The sequence below is a fragment of the Bradyrhizobium symbiodeficiens genome (genome assembly GCF_002266465.3).
In the GTDB taxonomy this organism is placed as follows: domain Bacteria; phylum Pseudomonadota; class Alphaproteobacteria; order Rhizobiales; family Xanthobacteraceae; genus Bradyrhizobium; species Bradyrhizobium symbiodeficiens.
This window is the reverse complement of the sequence record NZ_CP029427.2, coordinates 6679270-6702146: the sequence shown is the minus strand read 5'-3', so window position 1 is coordinate 6702146 and position 22877 is coordinate 6679270. Positions and strand designations below refer to the sequence as shown.

Sequence of the window (22877 nt, the reverse complement as noted above, 5' to 3'; positions counted from 1 at the left end):
CAGGGCGTGAGGCGCTGGGCTAGACAGGGGCGCCATTCCAGTGAGGAGCTACCAATGAGCATTCAGCGTTTCGAAACCGGCCCGCGCATGAGCCAGGTCGTCGTGCACGGCAACACCGTCTATCTCGCCGGTGTCGTCGCCAACAACGCGGCCGGCGAAAGCGTGACGAAGCAGACCCAGGACATCCTGAAGACTATCGACGGCCATCTTGCCAAGGCCGGCACCGACAAGTCGAAGCTGCTCTCGGCCACGATCTACATCACAGACATGAAGACGTTCGGCGAGATGAATGCGGTGTGGGACGCCTGGGTGTCGGCCGGCAATACTCCCGCCCGCGCCACCGTCGAGGCCAAGCTGGCGGCGCCGCAATACACCGTCGAGATCATGGTCACTGCCGCGAAGTAATCTTCACGGGCCAATTCGCATGCGAATGGAGCGCGATGACAACATCATCGCGCTCCATTTTTCTGCGCAATGATGACCTGCGAGGTAATCGATAAGCGCGCGGGATCCTTCGATAGTCGGGGACAGCCGAATACGGCGTCATCGAAGGAGAGTGCCATGACCGACCCCATCACCATCGCCCAAAGCTACATCGAGCTCTGGAACGAGCGCACCGCCGGCCGGCGCCGCGAGATGCTCGGCGAAAACTGGACGATTGATGCGAGCTATGTCGATCCCCTGATGAAGGGCGACGGCCGCGACGGCATAGAGGCGCTGATCGCAGGCGTGCAGCAGCGCTTTCCCGATTTCAAATTCCAGCTGATCGGCGAGCCCAACGGCTACGGCGACCACGTCCGCTTTTCCTGGGGACTTGGTCCCGACGGCGCCGACAGCCCGATCAAGGGCACTGATTTTGCCGTGCTGAAGGACGGCCGGATCCAAAGCGTGACCGGATTTCTGGATCAGGTGCCGGCCGGGGCGTGAGGCCGCTCGCCCTCCTCGCGCAGGTGGGGAGGGCAGCACCCCTCGACGAAGCCACGCTCACGGCTTACCTGTCATGCCGTGCCGCCCCGTATTCTCAAAACATCGGCCGAAACGCCTGCGCTGCTGCCCGACCGCTTCAACGCGTGGTTCGCAGCCCGCGGCTGGTCGCCGCGCGCGCATCAATTGGCGCTGCTGGAGAAGGCCCGTGAGGACCGCTCGGCGCTGCTGATCGCACCGACCGGCGCCGGCAAGACGCTGGCGGGATTTCTGCCGACCCTGGTGGAGCTTTCGCAACAGCCGATCGAACGGGAGGCCGGTGAGAAGAAAAGCCTCGTCTCCACCGGTCGCAGCGTGCAACGTTCCGGCGGCCTGCACACGCTCTACATCTCGCCGCTGAAGGCGCTTGCCGTCGACATCGCGCGCAATCTGGAGCGGCCGATTGCGGAGATGGCGCTGCCGATCAAGGTCGAGACCCGCACCGGCGACACGCCGGTGTCGCGGCGCCAGCGGCAGCGGCGCTATCCGCCTGACGTATTGCTGACGACGCCCGAGCAGCTTGCGCTGCTGCTGTCCTCGGATGACGCGCCATTCCTGTTCTCCTCGTTGAAGCGCATCGTGCTCGACGAGCTGCATGCGTTGGTGACGTCCAAGCGCGGCGATCTGCTCTCGCTCGGGCTGGCGCGGCTGTGGCGGCTGGCGCCGCAGATGCGCGCGATCGGCCTGTCGGCGACGGTGGCCGAGCCGGATCAGCTCGCGCGCTTCCTGGTGCCGCAGCCCGACGGCAAGGAGGCTGCTGCCGACATCGTCATCGCCGGCGGCGCGGCGCCGCCCGAGGTCGAGATGCTCGACACGCGCGAGCGCCTGCCCTGGGCCGGCCACAGCGCGCGCCACGCGCTCCCCGAGATTTACGAGCTGATCAAGGCGAACAAGACCACGCTGGTCTTCGTCAACACGCGCAGCCAGGCCGAGATGCTGTTCCAGAATCTCTGGAGCATGAACGACGACGGCCTTGCGATTGCGCTGCATCACGGCTCGCTCGACGTCGCCCAGCGCCGCAAGGTCGAGGACGCCATGTCGGCGGGACGCCTGCGCGGCGTGGTCTGCACCTCCTCGCTCGATCTCGGCGTCGACTGGGGCGACGTCGATCTCGTCGTCAATATCGGCGCGCCCAAGGGCTCCTCGCGCCTGATGCAGCGGATCGGCCGCGCCAACCACCGCCTCGACGAGGCCTCGCGCGCGGTGCTGGTGCCGGCCAACCGTTTCGAGGTGCTGGAGTGCCGCGTCGCCATCGATGCCATCGCCGAGAACGCGCAGGACACGCCGCCCTTGCGCAAAGGTGGCCTCGACGTGCTGGCGCAGCACGTGCTCGGTTGCGCCTGCGGCGAGCCGTTCCTCTCTGATGAACTCTATGCCGAAGTGCGCACCGCCGCGCCTTACGCAGACTTGTCGCGGCCGGATTTCGACGACGTCGTCGATTTCGTCGCCTCCGGCGGCTACGCGCTGAAGACCTATGAGCGCTTTGCCCGCATCAAGCAGGACAAGGAGGGTCGCTGGCGCGTCGCCAATCCCAAGGTGCGGCAGAGCTACCGGATGAATGTCGGCACCATCGTCGAGGACGACATGCTGAAGGTGCGGCTGGTTCGCTCGCGCGGCGGTGGCCAAGGAAAGGCAGGCGGCTCTACAGGCGTGATCGCGCGGGGCGGCCGGTTGCTCGGCGAGATCGAAGAGGCCTTCATCGAGGGCCTCTCGCCCGGCGATACCTTCGTGTTTTCAGGCGAGGTGGTGCGCTATGAGACCCTGGTCGAGGATCAGGTCTATGTCTCGCGCGCGCATGACAAGGACCCGAAAGTGCCGTCCTATATGGGCGGAAAATTCCCGCTCTCGACCTATCTCGCCGAACGCGTGCGCCGGCTGCTCGATGACGCGCGCGCATGGCGTGGCTTGCCGGAGCAGGTGCGCGATTGGCTGTCGCTGCAGAAGGACGTCAGCAGCGTGCCGGCGGTGCGCGAACTCCTGGTCGAAAGCTTTCCGCGCGCCAACAAGCACTACATCGTCTGCTATCCCTTCGAGGGACGTCTCGCGCATCAGACCCTCGGCATGCTGCTGACGCGCCGGCTGGAGCGCGCCCGCGCTCGGCCGCTCGGCTTCGTCGCCAATGAATATGCGGTGGCGATCTGGGCGCTCGGCGATCTCTCCTTCATGATCCGTGATGGCCGGATCGATCTCAACGCGCTGTTCGATCCTGATATGCTCGGCGACGATTTGGAAGCCTGGCTCGCCGAATCCGCCCTGATGAAGCGCACCTTCCGCAACTGCGCGATCATCTCCGGCCTGATCACACGCCGGCATACCGGCGAGGAGAAGAGCCGTCGTCAGGTGTTGTTCTCGACCGATCTCGTCTACGACGTGCTGCGCAAGCATCAGGCCGATCACGTCCTGTTGCGCGCCGCGCGCGCCGATGCCGCCACCGGCCTGCTCGATTTGCGCCGTCTCAGCGACATGCTGGTGCGCATCCACGGCCGGATCACGCACCGGGAACTCGACCGCGTCTCCCCGCTGGCCGTGCCCGTGATGCTGGAAATCGGTCGCGAGTCAGTTTATGGCGAAGCTGCAGACGAGCTTTTGGCGGAAGCCGCCGATGAGCTCGTCAAAGAGGCGATGGATAGAAGCGGGTAAGACGTGACGATTGGCGCGCAGGTTTCGGAGGATATCGACGACATGCGCGTGTCCACAGTTGCCATCAGCGACGTGACTTTTGCCGCCGATCTCTCCGGCGCGCTGTTCTGGGAAGAGCAGCGCCTGCTCGTCGTCTCCGACCTGCATCTGGAAAAAGGCTCGAGCTTCGCCGCCCGCGGCGTGCTCTTGCCGCCTTACGATACGCTGGCAACGCTGAGCCGTCTCGCTGCTGTCATCTCTCGCCATGATCCGCGCACCGTCATCGCACTCGGCGACAGCTTTCACGACCGCACCGCACATGAGCGGCTGTCGCCGGAAAATCGCGATGCGGTCGCAGCGCTCCAGACCGGCCGCGACTGGATCTGGATCTCGGGCAATCACGATCCGATGCTGCCGAGCGATCTCGGCGGCACTGTCGCCGACGAAGTCGCGATCGGCCCGATCACTTTCCGTCACGAGCCGACCGGTGCGCGCGGTGAGATCGCCGGCCATCTCCATCCCAAGGCGCGCGTCTCCGCGCGTGGCCGCTCGATGGAGCGCCGCTGCTTCGCCTCCGACGGGATGCGCGCGGTGATGCCGGCGTTCGGCGCTTATGCCGGCGGCCTCAGCATCCGCGACGTCGCATTTGCGAAGATCTTTCCAGCCAACGGCTTCGTCGCCCATCTGCTCGGCGACCGCCGCGTCCATGCGATCGCGGCCTCGCGCTGTTCCTGAGATTTCGGCGCCGCCTCGGAACAAATTAAGAACACTTTAGCAAGTCTTTGATATATCATTGTGATTCGGTGCGTTGCCGGCACAATATCTAGCGTCTGTCAGACTTTGCGAGGACTACATGTCCACCATCGCCTTCGATCAATTTGCCCTCACCCGGATCGCCGATTTCGCGCGCTCGCTGTCGCGGTTGCATCAGGCGGCGCGGCGCCAGAGGATCGACGACGACCAGTTCGACCGCGAGTTCAATGCGGTCTGCCAGTCGATCTGGGGCTACACCATCGACGACGTCAGCGACGATCTTTTCTCGACCGAGGATCATCTGTTCCTGGACACGTTGGACGAAGCCCATGCGCGCATCTTCGCGGCCGAGCAGGGCTATGACCTCGTTGACGAAGCCGGCATGCTGACGGACTGGTGGGGCTTCTGCTGGATGATCCTGGCCGAGAAGCGCGGCTTGCTGACCCCGGACAACCGCGCCGCCGCACGCGCGGCGATCGAGGAGAAATATCTGGCGGCGCCGAACGTGATCGGGGTGATTATCGGACGATAGTCTCATGCCCCGGGCGCAGTGCAGCACTCCCGAGCGATGCGAAGCATCGTCGGGTGTGGTGCGCTGCTGAACCGGGGCCCAGGCTCGCGGCGTTCTGTGTCCCGGCTCTGCGTCGCGTCCGGGACACGAGAGTGAGTCAATCCAGCCCCGCCCGCTTCGCCGGCTTTGCCGTCTTCGGCACCGTCACATTGGGTAGCGTCTCACGCACGATCTCCGCGGCGGGCGCATCTGCCGACACCGTCTCTGCCCGCACCGGGGCCACCTTCATCTCGCCGAGGCGGGCGCGGACCTGGGCGGTAAGGCCGGGATAGGACGCAACCGGGGTGAAGTCCGCGGCCTGGTCGTTGCCGACGCGGATGCCGGTATAGGCGACGAGCCCGTCGCTGGTCGCAATCACGTCGCCGGCCTTCAGCGAGGAGTCCAGCGCGAGATCGACCGGGGCAAGGCCGGCCGGCTCGCGGCCGTTGCAGGTGCAGTCCGAACGCAATGCCTTGCGGTAGGCGAAGGCGTTCTCGCTGTCGGCGTAACGCTCGCCGGTTTGCGACGCCGCACCGTCGATCGAGGAGCCGAAATAGACCTTGGTCGCGCTCGCAGGACAGAACGCCTGACACATCTGCGCCGCCGAGGCGAGGCCGCGCATCAGCGGAAAATATTTGCCGTCGCAGCTGCGCACGCAGAAGGCCGGGCCGGAGCCGCCGGCCGCCGCCGCGCGGGTCGGCGGCACATATTGCGGCGTGGCGGCATTCTGCTGCCCGGCGAAGGGATCGGCGTAGGAACTCGCCTGCTGCGGCACCTCGCGCTGCGGCCGTTGCTGCTGCTGCATCCCGCCGAAGAAGAAGTCGAACAGGCCTTCGGCCGAAACCGGGGCCGGCGCCGCCAGCAGCGGTGCTGCAAGGGTGGCGGCTACAAGCATCGCGCGTCGCCGCCGGCGCGCATGGGACAGGACTGTACGCAACGCTCACTCCACCCGACGCTACGGGACCGGCCGAGACCCCTTGGGGATCTCAGCACATGATTCACCATAGAGCGGGATGGTAAATGAGCGGTTGAGGGGCTGAATCACCGAGCTCGTCATGGCCGGGCTTGTCCCGGCCATCTACGATCTTTCGTGCGGCAAAGACGAGGATGCCCGGGTCAAGCCCGGGCATGACGGCAGAGAAAGATTTCCCGCGTCACGCCTTCAGGAATTCCGACGCCTTGTACAGCGAGCGGAACGGCAGGCCGGCCGCGCCGAACGTGTCGGTGGCGCCTTCTTCGCGGTCGACCATGGTCAGCACCAGCACCACCTCGGCGCCGGTCTCGCGCACCGATTCCACCGCCTTCATCGCCGAGCCGCCAGTGGTGGTGACGTCCTCGACGATCACGACCCGCTTGCCCTCCAGCGTTTCGCCTCTGGGAAGGCCTTCAATCGCGAGCTTGGCGCCGTGCTCCTTCGGCTTCTTGCGCACGAAGAACGCCGCGATCGGGTGGCCCTTGATCCAGGAGATCTGCGCCAGCGCGCCGGCGAGCGGCACCGCGCCCATCTCGAGGCCGCCGATGAAATCGAGATTGTCGTCCTTCAGCGCCTCATAGGTCAGCTCGGCGAGCAGGGTCGCCCCCTCCGGGTCGAGCATGGTCGGCTTGAGGTTGAAGTAGAAATCGCTCTTGCGGCCCGACGCGAGCGTCACCTCGCCGCGGCCGAATGAGCGCCGGCGGATGATTTCGAACAGGCGGGCGCGGGAGGCTGATTTCGACACGGCGGTCCCTCGGGAGCATCTTTGGAGGAGGCGGAATTTATCCGCGACGGCTGCGACATTCCAGAGGGGGCGTCCCTCGTCAACAGGGATCGGCCATCCCGGACCGCCGGTTGTGGGGGTGCGACGTTCTGGAGTAGGTGGGGTGCCAAACCTGTTGGGGAAGGAAGCGCAAGGCATGACCATCGAGCTGCACACCTGGAATACGCCGAACGGCCGCAAGATCTCGGTCGCGCTGGAGGAAATGGGGCTGCCTTACAAGGTGATCCCGGTGAACATCACAAAGGGCGAGCAGATGGCGCCGGAGTTCCTGAAGCTGTCCCCGAACAACAAGATCCCGGCGCTCGTCGATTCTGAGGGCCCGGACGGCAAGCCCGTCAGCATCTTCGAATCAGGCGCGATCCTGCTCTATCTCGGTGAAAAGACCGGCAAATTCCTGCCGAAATCGCTTGGGCAGCGTATTCCCGTCTACGAATGGCTGATGTGGCAGATGGGCGGCTTTGGCCCGATGCCGGGCCAGGTGCACCATTTCATCGCGCTCGAAAACGAGCAGGACCGCGCCTACGGCCTGAAGCGCTACATGGCGGAGACGCGCCGGCTCTACGGCGTGCTCGACCGCCGGCTGGCTGACAGCGACTTCGTCGCCGGCGATCTCTCGATTGCCGATTTTGCCATCCTGGGCTGGGCTTGGCGTCACCCTCGCCACAAGGTTGAGCTGATCGACTTCCCCAACGTCAAGCGCTGGTACGAGGCGATGATGGCAAGGCCGGCGGTGAAGCGGGGCATGGAAGCGAAGCTGGATTGATGGACGATGCTGTCATGCCCCGCCTTCGCGGGGCATGACAGCGTTGCGCCTCACACCTTCCGCGCTTCCACCGCCATCCGCACCGCAAGCCCGGCCAGCACCGTGCCCATCAGCCAGCGCTGCACCAGCATCCAGCTCGGTCGGTTCGCCAGAAACAGCGCGATCGATCCGGCCGCCAGCGCGATCATTGCATTGACGCTGACGCTGATCGCGATCTGGATCGCGCCCAGCACCACTGACTGCGTCAGCACGCTGCCGGCTGCGGGATCGATGAACTGCGGCAGCAGCGCCAGATACAGCATCGCGATCTTCGGGTTGAGCAGGTTGGTGACGAAACCCATCGCGAACAATTTGCGCGGACTGTCGATGGCAAGCTGCTTCACCTGGAACGGCGAACGTCCGCCCGGTTTCACCGCCTGCCAGGCGAGCCACAGCAGATAGCCCGCGCCGGCAAAGCGCAGTGCGTCATAGGCAAAGGGAATGGCGAGCAAGAGGGCCGTGATGCCGAACGCCGCGCACAGCATGTAGAACACGAAGCCGAGCGCAACTCCGCCCAGGGAGACGATGCCGGCTGCCGGTCCTTGCGTGATCGAGCGCGAGATCAAATAGATCATGTTCGGTCCCGGGGTGAGCACGAGACCGAAGGAGACGAGGGCAAAGCCGAGCAGGGCGGATGTGTGGGGCATGGGTGAGCCGGTGCGGGAGATGGCACGGTTCTAATATGCGAGGCGAGGCGCGGCCATCGCGCAATTGCTCGGAGGACAATTCAACTCACGTGTCCCGGACGCGGGGCAGCGTGAAACGGTGCGCCGCAGAGCCGGGATCTGGTGGCGCGGCGTGGGCCCCGGATCAGCAGCGCACCACGCCGCGAAGGGCGGCGCTGCGCAGGATCCGGGGAAAGCAGCCTCAATGCGCTTCGTCCCAATTATTCGCCGCGCGCGCGTCGACATGCAGCGGCACCGAGAGCAGCACGGCCGGGAACGGCGCGTCCTGCATGACGTGCTGCACGACCGGCAACGTTGCTGCGACTTCGGCGTCCGGCACCTCGAAGATCAATTCGTCGTGCACCTGCAGCAGCATCTGCGCCGAGAGCTTCTTCTCGGCCAACGCGTCCTCGACCCGCGTCATGGCGCGGCGGATGATGTCGGCTGCGGTGCCCTGCAGCCGCGCGTTGATCGCGGCGCGCTCGTTGAAGGCGCGCACCGAGGCGTTCGACGCCTTAATGTCCGGATAGTGCATCTTGCGGCCGAACAGCGTGGTGACGTAGCCGTTCTGCCGGCAGAAATCGCGCGTCTCATCCATGTAGGCGCGGATGCCCGGGAAACGCTCGAAATATTTCTTGATGTAGGCGGAGGCTTCCTCGCGCGCGATGCCGAGCTGGTTGGCGAGGCCGAACGCCGAGATGCCGTAGATGATGCCGAAATTGATCGCCTTGGCGCGACGGCGGATTTCGCTAGGCATGCCTTTGATCGGCACGCCGAACATTTCCGAGGCGGTCATGGCGTGAATGTCGAGACCGTCCTTGAATGCCTGCTTCAGCACGGGAATGTCGGCGATCTCGGCGAGCAGCCTGAGCTCGATCTGCGAATAGTCGGCGGAGACCAGCTTGTGCCCGGGCGTTGCGATGAAAGCGCGGCGGATCTTGCGGCCGTCCTCGGTACGAACCGGGATGTTCTGCAGATTCGGCTCGTTCGACGACAGCCGGCCCGTCGTGGTCGCGGCCAGCGCGTAGGTGGTGTGGACGCGATGGGTCTGCGGATTGACGTAGGTCGGCAGCGCGTCGGTATAGGTCGATTTCAGTTTCGAAACCTGGCGCCACTCCAGGATCTTCTTCGGGAGATCGTGGCCCTGCTCGGCGAGTTCGTCCAGCACTTGCGCGGTGGTCGACCATGCGCCGGTCTTGGTCTTGGTGCCGCCGGACAGTCCCATCTTGCCGAACAGGATGTCGCCGATCTGCTTGGGGCTGCCGACATTGACCGGCTCGCCGGCGATCTCCTGGATCTCGGCCTCGACCCGCGCCGCCGTCTGGGCGAAGTCGCCCGAGAGTCGCGACAGCACCTGGCGGTCGATCGAGATGCCGCGCCGCTCCATGCGCGCAAGCACAGCGACCAGCGGCCGCTCCAGCGTCTCGTAGACCGCGGTCATGTGCTCGGCGACCAAGCGCGGCTTCAGCACGCGCCAGACGCGCAAGGCGACGTCGGCGCCTTCGGCCGACAGCGCCGCGGCCTTGTCGATCGGCACCTGGTCGAAGGTGATCTTGCCCTTGCCGCTGCCGAGCAGCTCGCTCTCCTTCAGCATGGCATGGCCGAACCAGCGCTCGGACAGCTGCTCGATCGCATGCGAGCCGCGGCCGGCGTCGAGCACATAGGAGATCAGCTGCGCATCGTCGGTGTTGCGCAAGGTGATGCCGTGCTGCGCCAGCATCACGGCGGTGAATTTGAGGTCGAAGCCGATCTTGAGGATGCCCGCCGATTCCAGCACGGGACGTAGGGCCTCGATCGCATCGGCGTGCTTGACCTGATCCGGTGCAAGGCCGGCGTCGAACAGGCCGGCGCCGCCGCCAGCTTGCTTGTGCGCCAGCGGCACGTAGCAGGCCTCGTTCGGCGCCAGCGTCAGCGCGATCCCGCAGAAGTCGGCCTGCATCGGATCGATCGAATTTCCGCGGATCTCGACCGCGACATGACCGGCATCGTGGATGCGCGCAATGAAGCCATTGAGTTCCTTGAGCGACTTGATCGTTTGATATTTGTCGCGATCGACTGGAAGCTTGCGCAGCGCCTCTTCACGCGCGGCGGCCAGGGAGACCGGCGCGCCCTTCAGGCTGGCCCCCTTGTCGCCCTTGTCGCCGCCCGTTGCGATCGCCGCAGGCGCGCCGAAGAGATCGCCGGAAGCCTCGGACGATCTTGCCTTGGTGGCGCCGTCGCCGGACTTGGCGCCGCTGCTGTTGCTCGCATCGGCATCGACGTTGGCGGGGTCGATCTGGGAGTAATCGGCGACGCGGCGCGTCAGCGTGGTGAATTCCATCGCCTTCAGGAACGCAATCAGCTTGCGTGCGTCGGGCTCGTGGACGGCGAGGTCGTCGAGCGGCACGTCCAGCTTCACCTTGTCATCGAGCAGCACGAGCTTGCGCGAGATTCGCGCCTTCTCGCATTCTCGATCAGCGCCTCGCGCCGCTTCGGCTGCTTGATCTCGGTGGCGCGGAACAGCAATTGGTCGAGGTCGCCATATTCGGTGATCAACTGCGCGGCGGTCTTGATGCCGATGCCGGGCACGCCGGGCACGTTGTCGGTGGAGTCGCCGGCCAGCGCCTGCACCTCGACCACCTTCTCCGGTGGCACGCCGAACTTCTCGATCACCTCGGGGATGCCGATGCGGCGATCCTTCATGGTGTCGTACATCATGATCTTGTCGTTCACGAGCTGCATCAGATCCTTGTCGGAGGACACGATGGTCGTGGTGGCGCCGCGTTCGCAGGCTTGCCGCGCATAGGTTGCGATCAGGTCGTCGGCCTCGAAGCCGCCTTGTTCCAGGCAGGGCAGGTCGAAGGCGCGTACGGCCTCGCGGATCAGCGCGAATTGCGGGATCAGGTCGTCCGGAGCCGGAGGCCGGTGCGCCTTGTACTCGGGGTAGATCGCATTGCGGAAGGTGACCTCGGATTTGTCGAACACGATGGCCAGATGCGTCGGCCGGTTGTCGGCGGGCATGTCGCGGAGCAGCTTCCAAAGCATGTTGCAGAAGCCGAGCACGGCGTTGACCTGCAAGCCGTCGGACTTGCGGTTGAGCGGCGGCAGCGCGTGGTAGGCGCGGAAGATGTAGCCGGAACCGTCGACCAGGAAGATGTGGTCGCCCCTGCCCGCCGCCTTTGCTGCAACCGGTTTGGCAGCAGCTGGCGCGGCAGCGGCCTCGGCGGCTTTGGGCGCAGCAGCCTTGGTGTCAGCCTTGGCGGTGGTCTTCGAAGATGTTTTGGGCATGGCCGCAATGTATGAATTTTTGCGGGCTTTGACAGCCTTGGAAGGGTGATTTTTGGCTCGGTGGTGCCACTATCCCCCACTGTCGTTCCCTGCGAAAGCGGGGAATGCAGTACGACGCGGCTTATTGGTCGATCCCGACTGTCTCTGGAAGACTGGGTCGCCCGGTCAAGCCGTGCGACGACAGCGAGTGCGTGGCTACTCCGCCGCCTGCAACCGCACGCCGGCTTTCTTCGGCGCGATCCAGAACGCCTCCGGCCGTTCGAAGAGGAAGCGCGCATTGAACAGCAGCGCCACCCGCCAGATCGCGAGCGCGCCGAGCACGCCGGCGACGGTGACGATCAGCGACACCGTGCCAATGTCGGGAATGATGCCGGTGCGCAGCAACAGCGTCCGCGTCGCCGCCATCGGCAGGAAGAAGGCGAGATAGATCACGATCGAATGCTCGCCGCAGAAGCGGAAAAAGTTCAGCCATTGCGCGCGCGCGAGCAGCGTGCCCATGGTGATGATGGCACAGGCACCGGCAAAGCCGAGCACGAGCGAGACGATCTTCCACTCGCTGGCCCCCGACGCGACCAGGCCGGCATTGACCAGCGCCCAGGTCGCGAGCGCCGCAAGCGCAAGGATGGGATGTTTCCGCGCGCGATCCGACAACGCGAACACGTAAGGCGCGAACAGATAGCCCGAATAAAAATAGACGAAGCGCGCGCAGAACTCGTCGATCGCGGTCCAGCCGGTGGAGATGCGGGCCGTCTCCAGTGCGGCGGCGACGAGCCAGATCACGAGCGGCGGGAATTTGCGTGTCAGTTTTGTGACGACGAAGAAGACCGGCAGCAGATAGATGAACCACAGCGTGCCGAACGGCTCCACGAAGGATTCGAGATACAAGAGGCCAACGTGGTGCCAACTCGTCTCTGCCGCGAAAGCGGGCGCCTTGAAACCGAACTGGATTGTCACCCAGACGACATAGAAATAGGCGAAATGCACCACCTTGCGGTCGAGATAGGTTCGCCAATCCCGGTCGATCACCAGCGGCAGGAACAGGCCAGAGATCAGGAAGAAGTCCGGCATCCGGAACGGCTTTGCGAAGGCTACGAGAACATGCATGAAACCGGTCTGGCCGGCGGCGAGCTCGACCCCCAGCACCGAGTGCATCATCACGACCATGATGATGCAAATGCCCTTGGCGTAGTCGACCCAGTCGACACGCGCGGCGGACGGCGCTTTGGTGCCTGCGCTCCCTGCGATTGTGCCTGATGGTGCCATGGTGTCTCTTTTCGAGGCGTGTTCCGCCCGTCCTGCCCGGGCGCGGGACAGTGTGGGGCCTTCACGGTTTCCGACTTCTTTACCGGTACAATTCTCGTGCCGCTTTTTTGTCCGCGGACTGTTCCTTCCCCTCGGGAAAATGCTAAACCGCCCAGCGTCGGGTTTCGTTAACCAATTCAAGACAGGGACTTTTCATGCGCATCGCGATGATCGGCACGGGCTATGTGGGACTGGTGTCCGGCGCCTGCTTTGCCGATTTCGGTCACGACGTCACCTGCGTCGACAAGGATGAGAAGAAGATCGCGGCGCTCCATCGCGGCGAAATCCCGATCTACGAGCCCGGCCTCGACGAACTGGTCGCGAACAACGTCAAGGCCAAGCGGCTCGACTTCACCACCGACCTGAAGAAGCCGGTCGCGGATGCCGATGCCGTTTTCATCGCGGTCGGCACGCCGTCCCGCCGCGGCGACGGCCATGCCGATCTCTCCTATGTCTACGCCGCAGCGAAAGAGATCGCGCAGTCGCTCACCGGCTTCACCGTCGTGGTGACGAAGTCGACCGTGCCTGTCGGCACCGGCGACGAGGTCGAGCGCATCATCCGCGAGACCAATCCCAACGCCGACGTCGTGGTTGCCTCCAATCCAGAGTTTTTGCGCGAAGGCGCGGCGATCCGCGACTTCAAGTTTCCCGATCGCGTCGTGGTCGGCACCTCCGACGAGCGCGGCCGCAAGGTGATGGGCGACATCTACCGCCCGCTGTCGCTGAACCAGGCCCCGCTGATGTTCACGGAGCGTCGGACCGCCGAGATGATCAAATACGCCGCGAACGCGTTTCTCGCGACCAAGATCACCTTCATCAACGAGATCGCCGACCTCTCCGAGAAGGCCGGCGCCAACGTGCAGGAGGTCGCGCGCGGCATCGGCCTCGACAACCGCATCGGCACCAAGTTCCTGCACGCCGGTCCCGGTTTTGGTGGTTCCTGCTTCCCGAAGGACACCAAGGCGCTGATCAAGATCGCGCAGGACTACGATGTCTCCCTGCGCATCGTCGAATCCGTGCTGGCGGTCAACGAGAACCGCAAGCGCGCGATGGCGCGCAAGGTGAGCCAGGCGCTCGGCGGCTCTCTGCGCGGCAAGACCATCGCCGTGCTCGGCCTCACCTTCAAGCCCGACACCGACGACATGCGCGATGCGCCGTCGATTCCGCTGGTGACGGGCCTGATCGACATGGGTGCCAACGTCAAGGCATTCGATCCCGTCGGCATGGAGCAGGCCAAGGGCGAGCTGCCCGACATCACCTATTGCGAGGACGCCTATTCCTGCGCGCAAGGTGCCGATGCGCTCGTCATCGTCACCGAATGGGTGCAGTTCCGTGCGCTCGATCTCGACCGGCTGAAGACCGTGATGGCGCAGTCCGTCATCGTCGATTTGCGCAACATCTACCGCCCCGAGGACATGGAAGCCGCCGGCTTCACCTATGACAGCATTGGCCGGCCGCCCGTGCGGGGCTGATAGCTTCACAGCTGCGCATGATTCCGCCATGGCCGGGCTTGTCCCGGCCATCCACGTCTGTTTTCTGGTCCAAGACGTGGATGCCCGGCGACTTCTGTGCGAAGACGCGCTTCGCGCCTTTGCCCGGGCATGATGAGTGGATAGGCCTTGCCCCGCAGTTTCGACACGCCCCTTCCGATCGATGCCGTGCTCGACGACCTCTCGCGCACGCTGGAGGCGCATAACGCGGCCGTGCTGGTGGCCCCGCCCGGGGCCGGCAAGACCACGCGCGTGCCGCTCGCGTTGCTCGACGCGCCCTGGGCGAAGGGCAAGAGGATCATCGTGCTGGAGCCGCGGCGTATTGCGGCGCGCGCCAGCGCCGACCGGATGGCCAAATCGCTTGGCGAACGCGCCGGCGAGACCGTCGGCTACCGCGTCCGGTTCGGCTCGAAGATCTCGCGCGCGACCCGCATCGAGGTGGTGACCGAGGGCATCTTCACCCGCCAGATCCTCGACGATCCCGAGTTGTCAGGCGTTGCCGCGGTCCTGTTCGACGAATTCCACGAGCGTTCGCTCGATGCCGACATGGGCCTGGCGCTGGCCCGTGACGCGCAAACCGGCCTGCGCGAAGACCTCCGCATCCTCGTGATGTCCGCCACGCTCGACGGCGCCCGGGTCGCAAGGCTGCTGGGCGATGCGCCCGTCGTCGAAAGCGAAGGCCGCGCCTTCCCGGTCGAGACGCGCTATCTCGGCCGCAAGGCCGATGCGCCGATCGAGCGGCAGATGGCGGATGCGATCGCCTCGGCCCTGCGCGCCGATGGCGGCTCCGTGCTGGCGTTCCTGCCGGGCGCTGCCGAAATCCGCCGCACCCAGAATTTCCTCGGCGAGCGCGTGCAGGACGCCAGCATCGAGATCGTGCCGCTGTTCGGCGCGCTCGACGCCGCCGTGCAGGACCGTGCGATTTCGCCTGCCCCCAAAGGCATGCGCAAGGTGGTGCTGGCAACTTCGATCGCGGAGACCTCGCTCACCATCGAAGGTGTGCGCATCGTGGTCGATTCCGGTCTTGCCCGCGTGCCGCGCTACGAGCCCGACATCGGCCTGACGCGCCTCGAGACCGTGCGCGCCTCGCGTGCGGCAGCCGACCAGCGCCGCGGTCGCGCCGGCCGCACCGAGCCGGGTATCTGCTACAGGCTCTGGGACGAGCCGCAGACGGCCTCGCTCGCGCCCTACACCCAGCCGGAAATTCTCAGCGCCGACCTGTCTTCGCTGGTGCTCGATCTCGCGCAATGGGGCGTCAGCGATCCCGCCTCGCTGTCATTCCTCGATCCGCCGCCCGCACCCGCCTGGAAAGAAGCCAAGAGCCTGCTCTCCGAGCTCAACGCACTCGACGGCGACGGTCGCATCACCGCGGAAGGAAAAAGCCTGCGTGCGCTGGCGCTGCCGCCGCGGCTCGCGCGCATGATCGTGGATTCGCATCGCGCAGGCGAGGGCGAAGCCGCCGCCGAGATCGCGGCCATCATCACGGAGCGCGGGCTTGGCGGCGACAGCGTCGATCTCGAGCACCGGCGCGACCAGTTCCGCCGCGACCGCTCGCCGCGCGCCGCCAGCGCGCGCGATCTGGCGCGGCGTTGGGCCTCGCAAGTGGCAGCTTCGGAGAAGGCGGGACCGCAGGATGATCTCTCGACCGGTTTGATGCTCGCCTATGCGTTCCCGGACCGCGTCGCGCGCAATCGCGGCAATGGCAGTTTCGTGCTTGCCAACGGCCGCGGCGCCGCGGTCGAGCAGACCTCCTCGCTCGCCCGCGCGCCCTATATCGCGATCGGCGAGATGACGGGCACGGCGGCGAGCGGACGTATCCTGCTCGCTGCGCAAATCACCCAGGACGAGATCGAGCGGCATTTCGCCGAGCATATCGAGAGCGCCGACGAGATTTCGTTCGACCGTGGTGCGATGGCGCTGCGCGCGCGGCGCAAGCGCGTGCTGCATGCGATCACGCTGTCCGAAGCGACACTGGCCGTGTCACCCACCGAGGACACCGCGCGCATTCTCGCCGACGGATTGATCGCCGCCGGCCTCGATCGGTTGCCCTGGTCGAAGGCCGCCAAACAATGGCGCGATCGCGTGATGTTCCTGCGCAAGGCGGAAGGCGACAGCTGGCCCGATCTCACGGACGACGGATTGATCGCGCGCCGCGACGACTGGCTGGTGCCGGCGCTCTACGACAAGATCGCGCTGAAGGACATCTCGCCCGGCGATCTCTCGGATGCACTGATGGCGCTGCTGCCGTGGGAGATGCGCGCGCTGCTCGAGCGCGAGGCACCGACGCATTTCGAGGCGCCGACCGGAAGCGTGCTGGCGATCGACTACGAGGCCGAGCAGGGGCCGACCATTGCGGTGCGGCTGCAGGAATTGTTCGGTCTCAACATCCATCCCTCGATCGCCGCCGGCAAGGTACCGCTGGTGCTGGAATTGCTGTCGCCGGCACAGCGCCCTGTCCAGGTGACGCGCGATCTTCCCGGCTTCTGGCGCGGCAGCTACGCCGCGGTCCGTTCCGACCTGCGCGGCCGCTATCCGCGCCATCCCTGGCCGGACGATCCGGCCAGCGCAGTGCCGACCCGACGCGCCAAGCCGCGCGGCACCTGAGTTCGCATTAACCGTTCGCTCATCCTTTTCGTCAAAATAGCATCGCTCTGGCCGCAGCAATGCTCGCGGCCTGGTGTGTCGCGTGGTGAAATCGAGCTTTCCGGCTCGGAAGTGGTGTGATGCGTAACATTCTGATCATCGCAGCCGTCATGATCGGCCTCGGCACCTTCATGGCGCAGATGGCGGACAAGATAAGCTCGGCTTCCGCAACCTCGGTGCCGCGCGCCACGGTCGCCGTTGCGGCGACGGCGCCTGCCGGGGGGCGCAGCCTCGCCATTTCCCGCGATGGCCGCGGTCATTTCCAGACCGAGGGCCGGATCGACGGCCAGCGCATCGGCTTCATGCTCGACACCGGCGCCTCCGTGGTTGCGCTGAATGAGACTTCGGCGGCCCGCTTTGGCCTGCGTCCCTCGCGCAGCGATTACAATGCCACCGTCTCTACCGCCAACGGCACCATCAAGGCCGCGCGCACCCGCATCGCGATGCTCGAGGTCGGCGGTCTGGTCGTGCGCGACGTCGATGCCATGGTGCTGCCCGACGAGGCGCTGTCGGAGAACCTGCTCGGCCTCTCCTTCCTCTCCCGCCTGAAGCGCTTCGAGTACGCCAACGGCCAGATGGTGCTGGAGCAATAGGCCAAATCCTTCGCGATCAAACGCCGCCTATTTCAGGATAGCAATTCGCCTCGTATCGCCCCGGCGGTAACGTTTCTTCGTTACCAAACTGCCGCAATTATCGGCCATAAGCCTTCATTCCCGCCTTCCGCTGCGGCCCGGCATTCGCTAAGGCTGCCTCTGCCCCCCATTTCACGAGATCGTCTCAATGTTCCCGAAGCCGAAATCCGTATTGTTGCCAAACACCTACGCCTTCGAATCCGAGCCGATGGTGAAGCCGACGGGCTTTCGCGAATACGACGCGCGCTGGTTGTTCCAGAAGGAAATCAACCTGATGGGTGTGCAGGCGCTCGGCATGGGGCTGGGCGCGCTGATCGCCGAGCTCGGCGTCAGCCAGGAGATCGTCACCGGGCACGATTTCCGCGGCTATTCGGCCTCGATCAAATACGCGCTGATCTCCGGCCTGATGGCGGCGGGCTGCAAGGTGCATGATATCGGCCTTGCGGTGACGCCGATGGCCTATTTCGCGCAGTTCGATCTCGACGTGCCCTGCTGCGCTATGGTGACCGCCTCGCACAACGACAATGGCTGGACGGGCGTCAAGATGGGCGCTAACCGTCCGCTGACCTTCGGGCCCGAGGAGATGACGCGGCTGAAGGAGATCGTGCTCAATGCCGATTTCAAGAACAAGGCGGGCGGCTCCTATCAGTTCCACGAGAATTATCCGGCGCGCTACATCGCCGACCTCACCAATCGTCCGAAGCTGAAGCGCAAGCTCAAGGTCGTCGCGGCCTGCGGCAACGGCACCGCCGGCGCGTTCGCGCCGCAGGTGCTGGAGGCGATCGGCTGCGAGGTGATTCCGCTCGACACCGAGCTCGACCACACCTTCCCGAAATACAATCCGAACCCCGAAGACATGGAGATGCTGCACGCGATCCGCGACGCGGTGCTGCATCACAAGGCCGATGTCGGCCTCGGCTTTGACGGCGACGGCGACCGCTGCGGCGTCGTCGACAATACCGGCGAGGAGATTTTTGCCGACAAGGTCGGCGTGATGCTGGCGCGCGACATGTCGGCGATCCACAAAAACGCGCATTTCATCGTCGACGTGAAGTCGACCGGCCTGTTCGTCACCGACCCGGTGCTGCAGAAGCAGGGCGCCAAAACCGACTATTGGAAGACCGGCCATTCCTACATGAAGCGCCGCACCAACGAGACCGGCGCGCTGGCAGGTTTCGAGAAGTCCGGCCATTTCTTCTTCAACAAGCCGTATGGGCGCGGCTATGACGACGGCCTGGTTTCGGCGCTCGCGATCTGCGACATGCTCGACCGCGCGCCGGGCAAGTCGATGGCCGACCTGAAGAATGCGCTGCCGAAGACCTGGTCGTCGCCGACGATGTCGCCGCATTGCGCCGACGAGACCAAATACGGCGTCATCGACCAGGTGGTGAAGCATTTCGAGGACTTGCAGGCCAGGGGCACGAAGATCGGCGGCCAGTCGATCCGCGATCTCGTCACCGTCAACGGCGTGCGCGTCACGGTCGAGGACGGCAGCTGGGGCCTTGTGCGCGCCTCCTCCAACAAGCCTGAGCTCGTCGTCGTGGTCGAGAGCCCGGTCTCCGAGCAGCGCATGCACGACATGTTCGAGATGGTGAACAGCGTGCTACGCACGCATCCCGAAGTCGGCGAGTACAATCAGAAGATCTAGGCGCCTGCGATCTCAATCGCCGGGCGGCCCGAACAGCGCGCGCAGCTTCGCGCCCGCGCCTCGGGCTTTCCAGGCGTCGCCCAGCATTGCGATCCATTCGCCCAGCGCGATCCGGATCGGATTGAAGGACGGCGTGCCTCCGACGAGGCCGAAACGAAGCGGCTGGTCGGCGGGCTGCTCCGCAAAGGTGCCGAATAACCGGTCGAACACGATCAGGATGCCGCCATAATTCTTGTCGAGGCACGGCGCGTTGCAGGCGTGATGCACGCGATGATGGCTCGGCGTGTTGAGCACCCATTCGAGCGGACCGAGCCGTGGTGCCAAGCCGCTGTGGATGAAGAACTGGTAGGACAGGTTGATCCCGAGCATCGCCACGATCGCGAGTGGGTGAAGGCCGATCAGCGCCAGCGGCAGGAAGAAGAGAAAGTTGCCGGAGATGTTACCGGTCCAGCCGAGCCTGATCGCCGCCGTGAGGTTCAACCGTGTGGCCGAGTGGTGCACCGCATGTGTCGCCCACATCCAGCGAATGCGATGCGAGGCGCGGTGCTGCCAGTAATAGAGAAACTCGCTGCCCAGGAATAACCCCGCAAGCGCGAGTGGGCTGGTCTGCGCGAAGTCGAACAGACGGTGCTCGTACAGGAAGGCGAACGGCACGGCCAGAATTCCGGCTTCGACCGCGCGCAGCAAATTCTGCCCCAGCGCGACGCCGAACGACGCGACGGTTTCGCGCCAGTCGTGGGTCTCGCGATGCGCGAGCCGGCCGATGCCGTATTCGAGCAGCATTAGGCCGATCGCGGTGGCCAGGATCACGCGACGGAGCGTCGGGTCGAGCAGGATGGACGCGTAACCCATGGTGGCCTCCTACTTCGGCGCGACGCCGGCGCTGGCGGCGCCGGCCCTCAGCGCCTGCGCGCGAGGCAAAGTTTGCGCACAGGTCGAGGTGAGCTGGCCGGCGTGAGATTGCAGGCAGGCGAGGATGCGTCCTCCACCCGGCGTGACGTCGCTACAATGGCGGTCATAGTCTGCGCGGCAGGCCTGCATGACCGCCCGTGCCTCGCTGCGCATCTGCGGCGTGACCTGCGTTTGCAACGCGCTTTGGGCAAACGCGGAGGTCGAGGCGCCGAGGGCGACGATGGCCGCAGCTTGGGGCAGGAAGCGGAAAATCGGTAGCACGATGCTGATCCTTTCTGATCTGGTGAGGCGGGTCGTCGCCGCGCAGGGCGAACGCGGCGACGACGTCCAAGAGCTCAGCGCGAGACCGTGCCGGTGCGGGTGTAGGTGTTGCCCGCCGGGCCGGTGCGGGTGACGTTGCGCGTGCAGCTTCCGTTGGCGCAGCCTCCCGTCGCGGTGACGCTGGAGGTGCCGCGCGGCCCGTTCGCCGTCGCCGACCGGGTCCACGCATTGGCATCGGCCGCCGCCGCAACCGAGAGGCCGCCGATCACGATCGAGGTGAGGAAGAACTTGGTCATGCTTGTCGTCTCCTTCTGGGGACTGCCGTCAGCGGCAGCCATGAGGCGGAGACTGGTCGGGCCGCGTCTGCGACGCATTGCCGGGACGAAACGATTGTTATGGCTTTGTCGGGCCGATGTAACACTGTGTAACAAGGCGGCCTGCGCCCTTGCTTGACGCGAGCCATTGCCCACAATGCGGCCATGATGACCCAAGCAGCCACGATTCTCATGGTGGAGGACGATCCGGAGATCAGCCGCCTCGTCGCCGATTTCATGCGGCGCGAGGGCTTCGAGGTCGCTTGCGTCGGCGACGGCAAGGCGATGGATGCCATGCTCCAGCGCCTGCGGCCCGATCTCGTGATCCTCGATCTCATGCTGCCGGGTGAGGACGGGTTGTCGATCTGCCGCCGTTTGCGTGCCGACGATTCCATCCCGATCCTGATGCTCACGGCCAAGAGCGACGAGATTGATCGCGTGGTCGGCCTCGAGATGGGCGCCGACGACTACCTTGCAAAGCCGTTTGGCCCACGCGAACTGCTCGCGCGGGTGCGCGCCATCCTTCGCCGCGCCAGCGGGGCGCCGGCCAAGCCGCTGGTGCGGCGCTTCGCGTTCGACCGTTTTGTCATCGATCTCGATTCGCGCAGTGTCGAGACGATTGAAGCCGAGACGCCGGAGCTCCAATTGACGAGCGCCGAGTTCGACCTGCTCGGCTGCTTCGTGCAGCGTCCGCGCCGGGTGCTCACGCGCGACCAGATTCTCGACTGGACGCGCGGGCGTTCGGCCGAGCCGTTCGATCGCACGGTGGACATGCTGATCTCGCGCCTGCGCAAGAAGCTCGATGGTGCCAGCCCGGGCTCCAACCTGATCACGACGGTGCGCAACGGCGGCTATCTGTTCACCGCAACCGTGAAGCAGGTGTCGTGATGCTGCGCGTGACGCTTGCCGCGCGGCTGGCCCTGATCGGGTTGATCGGATTCACGGTGGTGATGACCGTGATCCTGGCGATCTTCTACCGGACCACGGTGCAAGAGAACCAGCTGACGCGGCCTTCGCCCGCGCGCCTCGATGCGCTCGCGACACTGGTCGAGCGCACGGCGGCCGGCGAGCGGCAGTCCGTGCTCGATGCCGTGTCCTCATCGCAATTCAAGGTTCGAATCGCACCGAGTGGCGCGCCGGTCGGCGGCGAGACGCCGGCGCAGCAGCAACAATTGCGTGAGACCTATGCCGCGGGTCTCGCAGGGCGCCCGGTCGAGATCGTGTCGCCGCCGGACCATCGCGCCAGCCGCTGGTTTCCCCGCATCGCGCGGCTGATGGCCAACGCGATCGAATTCCGCATCGGCCTGCGCAGCGGCGAGATGCTGATCGTCGACGCCTATACCCGCCTGCCGGTCACCCCGTTCGGCCTGCCGGTCGGCTTCGGCGCCGGCCTGTTCGGCTCGATCGTGGCGCTGCTGGCATTGCTGGTTATGCAGCGCGAGACGCGGCCGCTGGCGCAACTCGCCGCGGCGGTCGATCGCGTCGACTTGTCGGCCGATCCGCCGCCGCTTCCGGACGCACGGCGCAGTGCGCCGGAAATCCGCGCCGTCATCGCCGCGTTCAACCGCTTGCAGGGGCGGCTCGCCGAGATGCTGCGCGCACGCATGACGCTGGTGGGCGGCATTGCCCATGATGTCAGGACCTTCGCGACGCGGCTGCGGTTGCGGGTCGAGCACATCCCAGACGATGCCGAGCGGCAGCGGGCGGTTGCCGATATCGACGACATGATCCGCCTGCTCGACGACGCGCTGTTGTCAACGCGTGCCGGCGCCGGCGGCCTGTCACAGGAAATGATCGAACTTGCTGCGCTGATTGCCGTCGAGGTGCACGACCGTCGCGCTCAGGGCGCGCCGGTCGACCTGGTCACGGATGCGCACGCGCGAAATGCGGTGGTGCTCGGCGACCGGCTGGCGCTGCGGCGCATCCTCGCCAACATCATCGACAACGCGCTCGCCTATGGCCATGCCGCGCATGTCAGGGCCGCGTTGAAGGACGGTGCCGTCGTCGTGTCGATCGAGGACGAGGGGCCGGGCATTCCCGACGATCATCGCCAGGCCGTGCTGGAGCCGTTCCTTCGCCTGGAGAAGTCCCGCAACCGTGCGACCGGCGGCGCGGGCCTTGGCCTCGCGGTGGTGCGCAGCCTGGTCGAGGCCCATGGCGGAACCATCGAGATCGCCGCCGCCTCCGGCGGAGGTACGCGCGTCAATGTCACCCTGCCGGTGTTTCAACCGGCTTAAAGCGTTTTCGAGCGAAGTGGATGCCGGTTCGCGTGAAGAAAACGCGTCAAAACAAGAATCGG

General features: G+C 65.6%; 21 protein-coding genes. 12 read left to right on the top strand and 9 right to left on the bottom strand.

Annotated features, from left to right (window positions below):
* Nucleotides 1-54: 54 nt before the first annotated feature.
* The 5 genes from CIT39_RS31650 (at nucleotide 55) to CIT39_RS31630 (ending at nucleotide 4867) form a co-directional block, all read left to right on the top strand.
* Complete coding sequence (locus CIT39_RS31650) at nucleotides 55-405, top strand: RidA family protein (protein ID WP_094893138.1); 351 nt, start codon at nucleotides 55-57, stop codon at nucleotides 403-405.
* A 156-nt stretch (nucleotides 406-561) separates the two neighbouring features.
* Nucleotides 562-927, top strand: coding sequence for a nuclear transport factor 2 family protein (locus tag CIT39_RS31645; protein WP_094976398.1), 366 nt, complete (start codon nucleotides 562-564; stop codon nucleotides 925-927).
* Nucleotides 928-1005: 78 nt separating this feature from the next.
* Complete coding sequence (locus CIT39_RS31640) at nucleotides 1006-3603, top strand: ligase-associated DNA damage response DEXH box helicase (RefSeq protein WP_094976399.1); 2598 nt, start codon at nucleotides 1006-1008, stop codon at nucleotides 3601-3603.
* A 42-nt stretch (nucleotides 3604-3645) separates the two neighbouring features.
* Complete coding sequence (gene pdeM / locus CIT39_RS31635; RefSeq protein ID WP_162308783.1) at nucleotides 3646-4317, top strand: ligase-associated DNA damage response endonuclease PdeM; 672 nt, start codon at nucleotides 3646-3648, stop codon at nucleotides 4315-4317.
* A 118-nt stretch (nucleotides 4318-4435) separates the two neighbouring features.
* Nucleotides 4436-4867, top strand: coding sequence for a hypothetical protein (locus CIT39_RS31630; protein WP_094976401.1), 432 nt, complete (start codon nucleotides 4436-4438; stop codon nucleotides 4865-4867).
* Between the two features lie 136 nt (nucleotides 4868-5003).
* Here the strand turns inward: CIT39_RS31630 and CIT39_RS31625 are convergent, their stop codons facing one another.
* Together CIT39_RS31625 and pyrE are read right to left on the bottom strand one after the other, a co-directional pair.
* Nucleotides 5004-5780, bottom strand: coding sequence for a DUF2865 domain-containing protein (locus CIT39_RS31625; RefSeq protein WP_162308782.1), 777 nt, complete (start codon nucleotides 5778-5780; stop codon nucleotides 5004-5006).
* Nucleotides 5781-6039: 259 nt separating this feature from the next.
* On the bottom strand, nucleotides 6040-6603 hold the full coding sequence (gene pyrE, locus CIT39_RS31620; protein ID WP_008136514.1) for an orotate phosphoribosyltransferase: 564 nt from the start codon (nucleotides 6601-6603) through the stop codon (nucleotides 6040-6042).
* Between the two features lie 175 nt (nucleotides 6604-6778).
* On the opposite strand from pyrE, the gene CIT39_RS31615 reads away from it, so the two are divergent.
* Complete coding sequence (locus CIT39_RS31615; RefSeq protein ID WP_094977040.1) at nucleotides 6779-7405, top strand: glutathione S-transferase family protein; 627 nt, start codon at nucleotides 6779-6781, stop codon at nucleotides 7403-7405.
* A gap of 50 nt (nucleotides 7406-7455) precedes the next feature.
* Here the strand turns inward: CIT39_RS31615 and CIT39_RS31610 are convergent, their stop codons facing one another.
* The 4 genes from CIT39_RS31610 to CIT39_RS31600 all read right to left on the bottom strand — a co-directional run bounded on the left by CIT39_RS31610 (nucleotide 7456) and on the right by CIT39_RS31600 (nucleotide 12639).
* Nucleotides 7456-8091 (bottom strand): LysE family translocator, encoded by a 636-nt coding sequence (locus CIT39_RS31610; protein ID WP_094976402.1) that lies wholly within the window; start codon nucleotides 8089-8091, stop codon nucleotides 7456-7458.
* A 220-nt stretch (nucleotides 8092-8311) separates the two neighbouring features.
* On the bottom strand, nucleotides 8312-10525 hold the full coding sequence (gene polA / locus CIT39_RS31605) for a DNA polymerase I (protein WP_414645232.1): 2214 nt from the start codon (nucleotides 10523-10525) through the stop codon (nucleotides 8312-8314).
* Nucleotides 10504-11376: a 5'-3' exonuclease gene (locus CIT39_RS33265; protein ID WP_414645231.1), complete on the bottom strand. Its 873-nt coding sequence runs from the start codon at nucleotides 11374-11376 to the stop codon at nucleotides 10504-10506. The genes polA and CIT39_RS33265 overlap by 22 nt, the downstream gene beginning before the upstream one ends.
* A gap of 195 nt (nucleotides 11377-11571) precedes the next feature.
* On the bottom strand, nucleotides 11572-12639 hold the full coding sequence (locus CIT39_RS31600) for an acyltransferase family protein (protein ID WP_094976404.1): 1068 nt from the start codon (nucleotides 12637-12639) through the stop codon (nucleotides 11572-11574).
* A gap of 194 nt (nucleotides 12640-12833) precedes the next feature.
* Here CIT39_RS31600 and CIT39_RS31595 point away from each other — a divergent pair, with 194 nt between their 5' ends.
* The 4 genes from CIT39_RS31595 (at nucleotide 12834) to CIT39_RS31580 (ending at nucleotide 19091) form a co-directional block, all read left to right on the top strand.
* Complete coding sequence (locus tag CIT39_RS31595; protein ID WP_094976405.1) at nucleotides 12834-14150, top strand: UDP-glucose dehydrogenase family protein; 1317 nt, start codon at nucleotides 12834-12836, stop codon at nucleotides 14148-14150.
* A 147-nt stretch (nucleotides 14151-14297) separates the two neighbouring features.
* Nucleotides 14298-16772 carry an ATP-dependent helicase HrpB gene (gene hrpB / locus CIT39_RS31590; RefSeq protein ID WP_162308781.1) on the top strand — a complete coding sequence of 825 codons (2475 nt, stop codon included), beginning with the start codon at nucleotides 14298-14300 and terminating at the stop codon, nucleotides 16770-16772.
* A gap of 119 nt (nucleotides 16773-16891) precedes the next feature.
* Complete coding sequence (locus CIT39_RS31585; RefSeq protein ID WP_162308780.1) at nucleotides 16892-17404, top strand: TIGR02281 family clan AA aspartic protease; 513 nt, start codon at nucleotides 16892-16894, stop codon at nucleotides 17402-17404.
* Between the two features lie 187 nt (nucleotides 17405-17591).
* Complete coding sequence (locus CIT39_RS31580) at nucleotides 17592-19091, top strand: phosphomannomutase/phosphoglucomutase (RefSeq protein ID WP_094976407.1); 1500 nt, start codon at nucleotides 17592-17594, stop codon at nucleotides 19089-19091.
* Nucleotides 19092-19103: 12 nt separating this feature from the next.
* Here CIT39_RS31580 and CIT39_RS31575 read toward each other — a convergent pair whose 3' ends face one another.
* The 3 genes from CIT39_RS31575 to CIT39_RS31565 form a co-directional block, all read right to left on the bottom strand.
* Nucleotides 19104-19943, bottom strand: coding sequence for a sterol desaturase family protein (locus CIT39_RS31575; RefSeq protein ID WP_094976408.1), 840 nt, complete (start codon nucleotides 19941-19943; stop codon nucleotides 19104-19106).
* 9 nt (nucleotides 19944-19952) lie between these two features.
* Nucleotides 19953-20264 carry a cysteine rich repeat-containing protein gene (locus CIT39_RS31570; protein ID WP_244607485.1) on the bottom strand — a complete coding sequence of 104 codons (312 nt, stop codon included), beginning with the start codon at nucleotides 20262-20264 and terminating at the stop codon, nucleotides 19953-19955.
* A gap of 74 nt (nucleotides 20265-20338) precedes the next feature.
* Nucleotides 20339-20560 carry a hypothetical protein gene (locus CIT39_RS31565; RefSeq protein WP_094977043.1) on the bottom strand — a complete coding sequence of 74 codons (222 nt, stop codon included), beginning with the start codon at nucleotides 20558-20560 and terminating at the stop codon, nucleotides 20339-20341.
* 183 nt (nucleotides 20561-20743) lie between these two features.
* Between CIT39_RS31565 and CIT39_RS31560 the strand changes: the two genes are divergently transcribed.
* Together CIT39_RS31560 and CIT39_RS31555 are read left to right on the top strand one after the other, a co-directional pair.
* Nucleotides 20744-21466: a response regulator gene (locus CIT39_RS31560; protein WP_094976409.1), complete on the top strand. Its 723-nt coding sequence runs from the start codon at nucleotides 20744-20746 to the stop codon at nucleotides 21464-21466.
* The gene (locus CIT39_RS31555) at nucleotides 21466-22815 is read left to right on the top strand and encodes a sensor histidine kinase (RefSeq protein ID WP_094976410.1); all 1350 of its coding nucleotides are present in this window, start codon (nucleotides 21466-21468) and stop codon (nucleotides 22813-22815) included. The genes CIT39_RS31560 and CIT39_RS31555 overlap by 1 nt, the downstream gene beginning before the upstream one ends.
* Nucleotides 22816-22877: the final 62 nt, after the last annotated feature.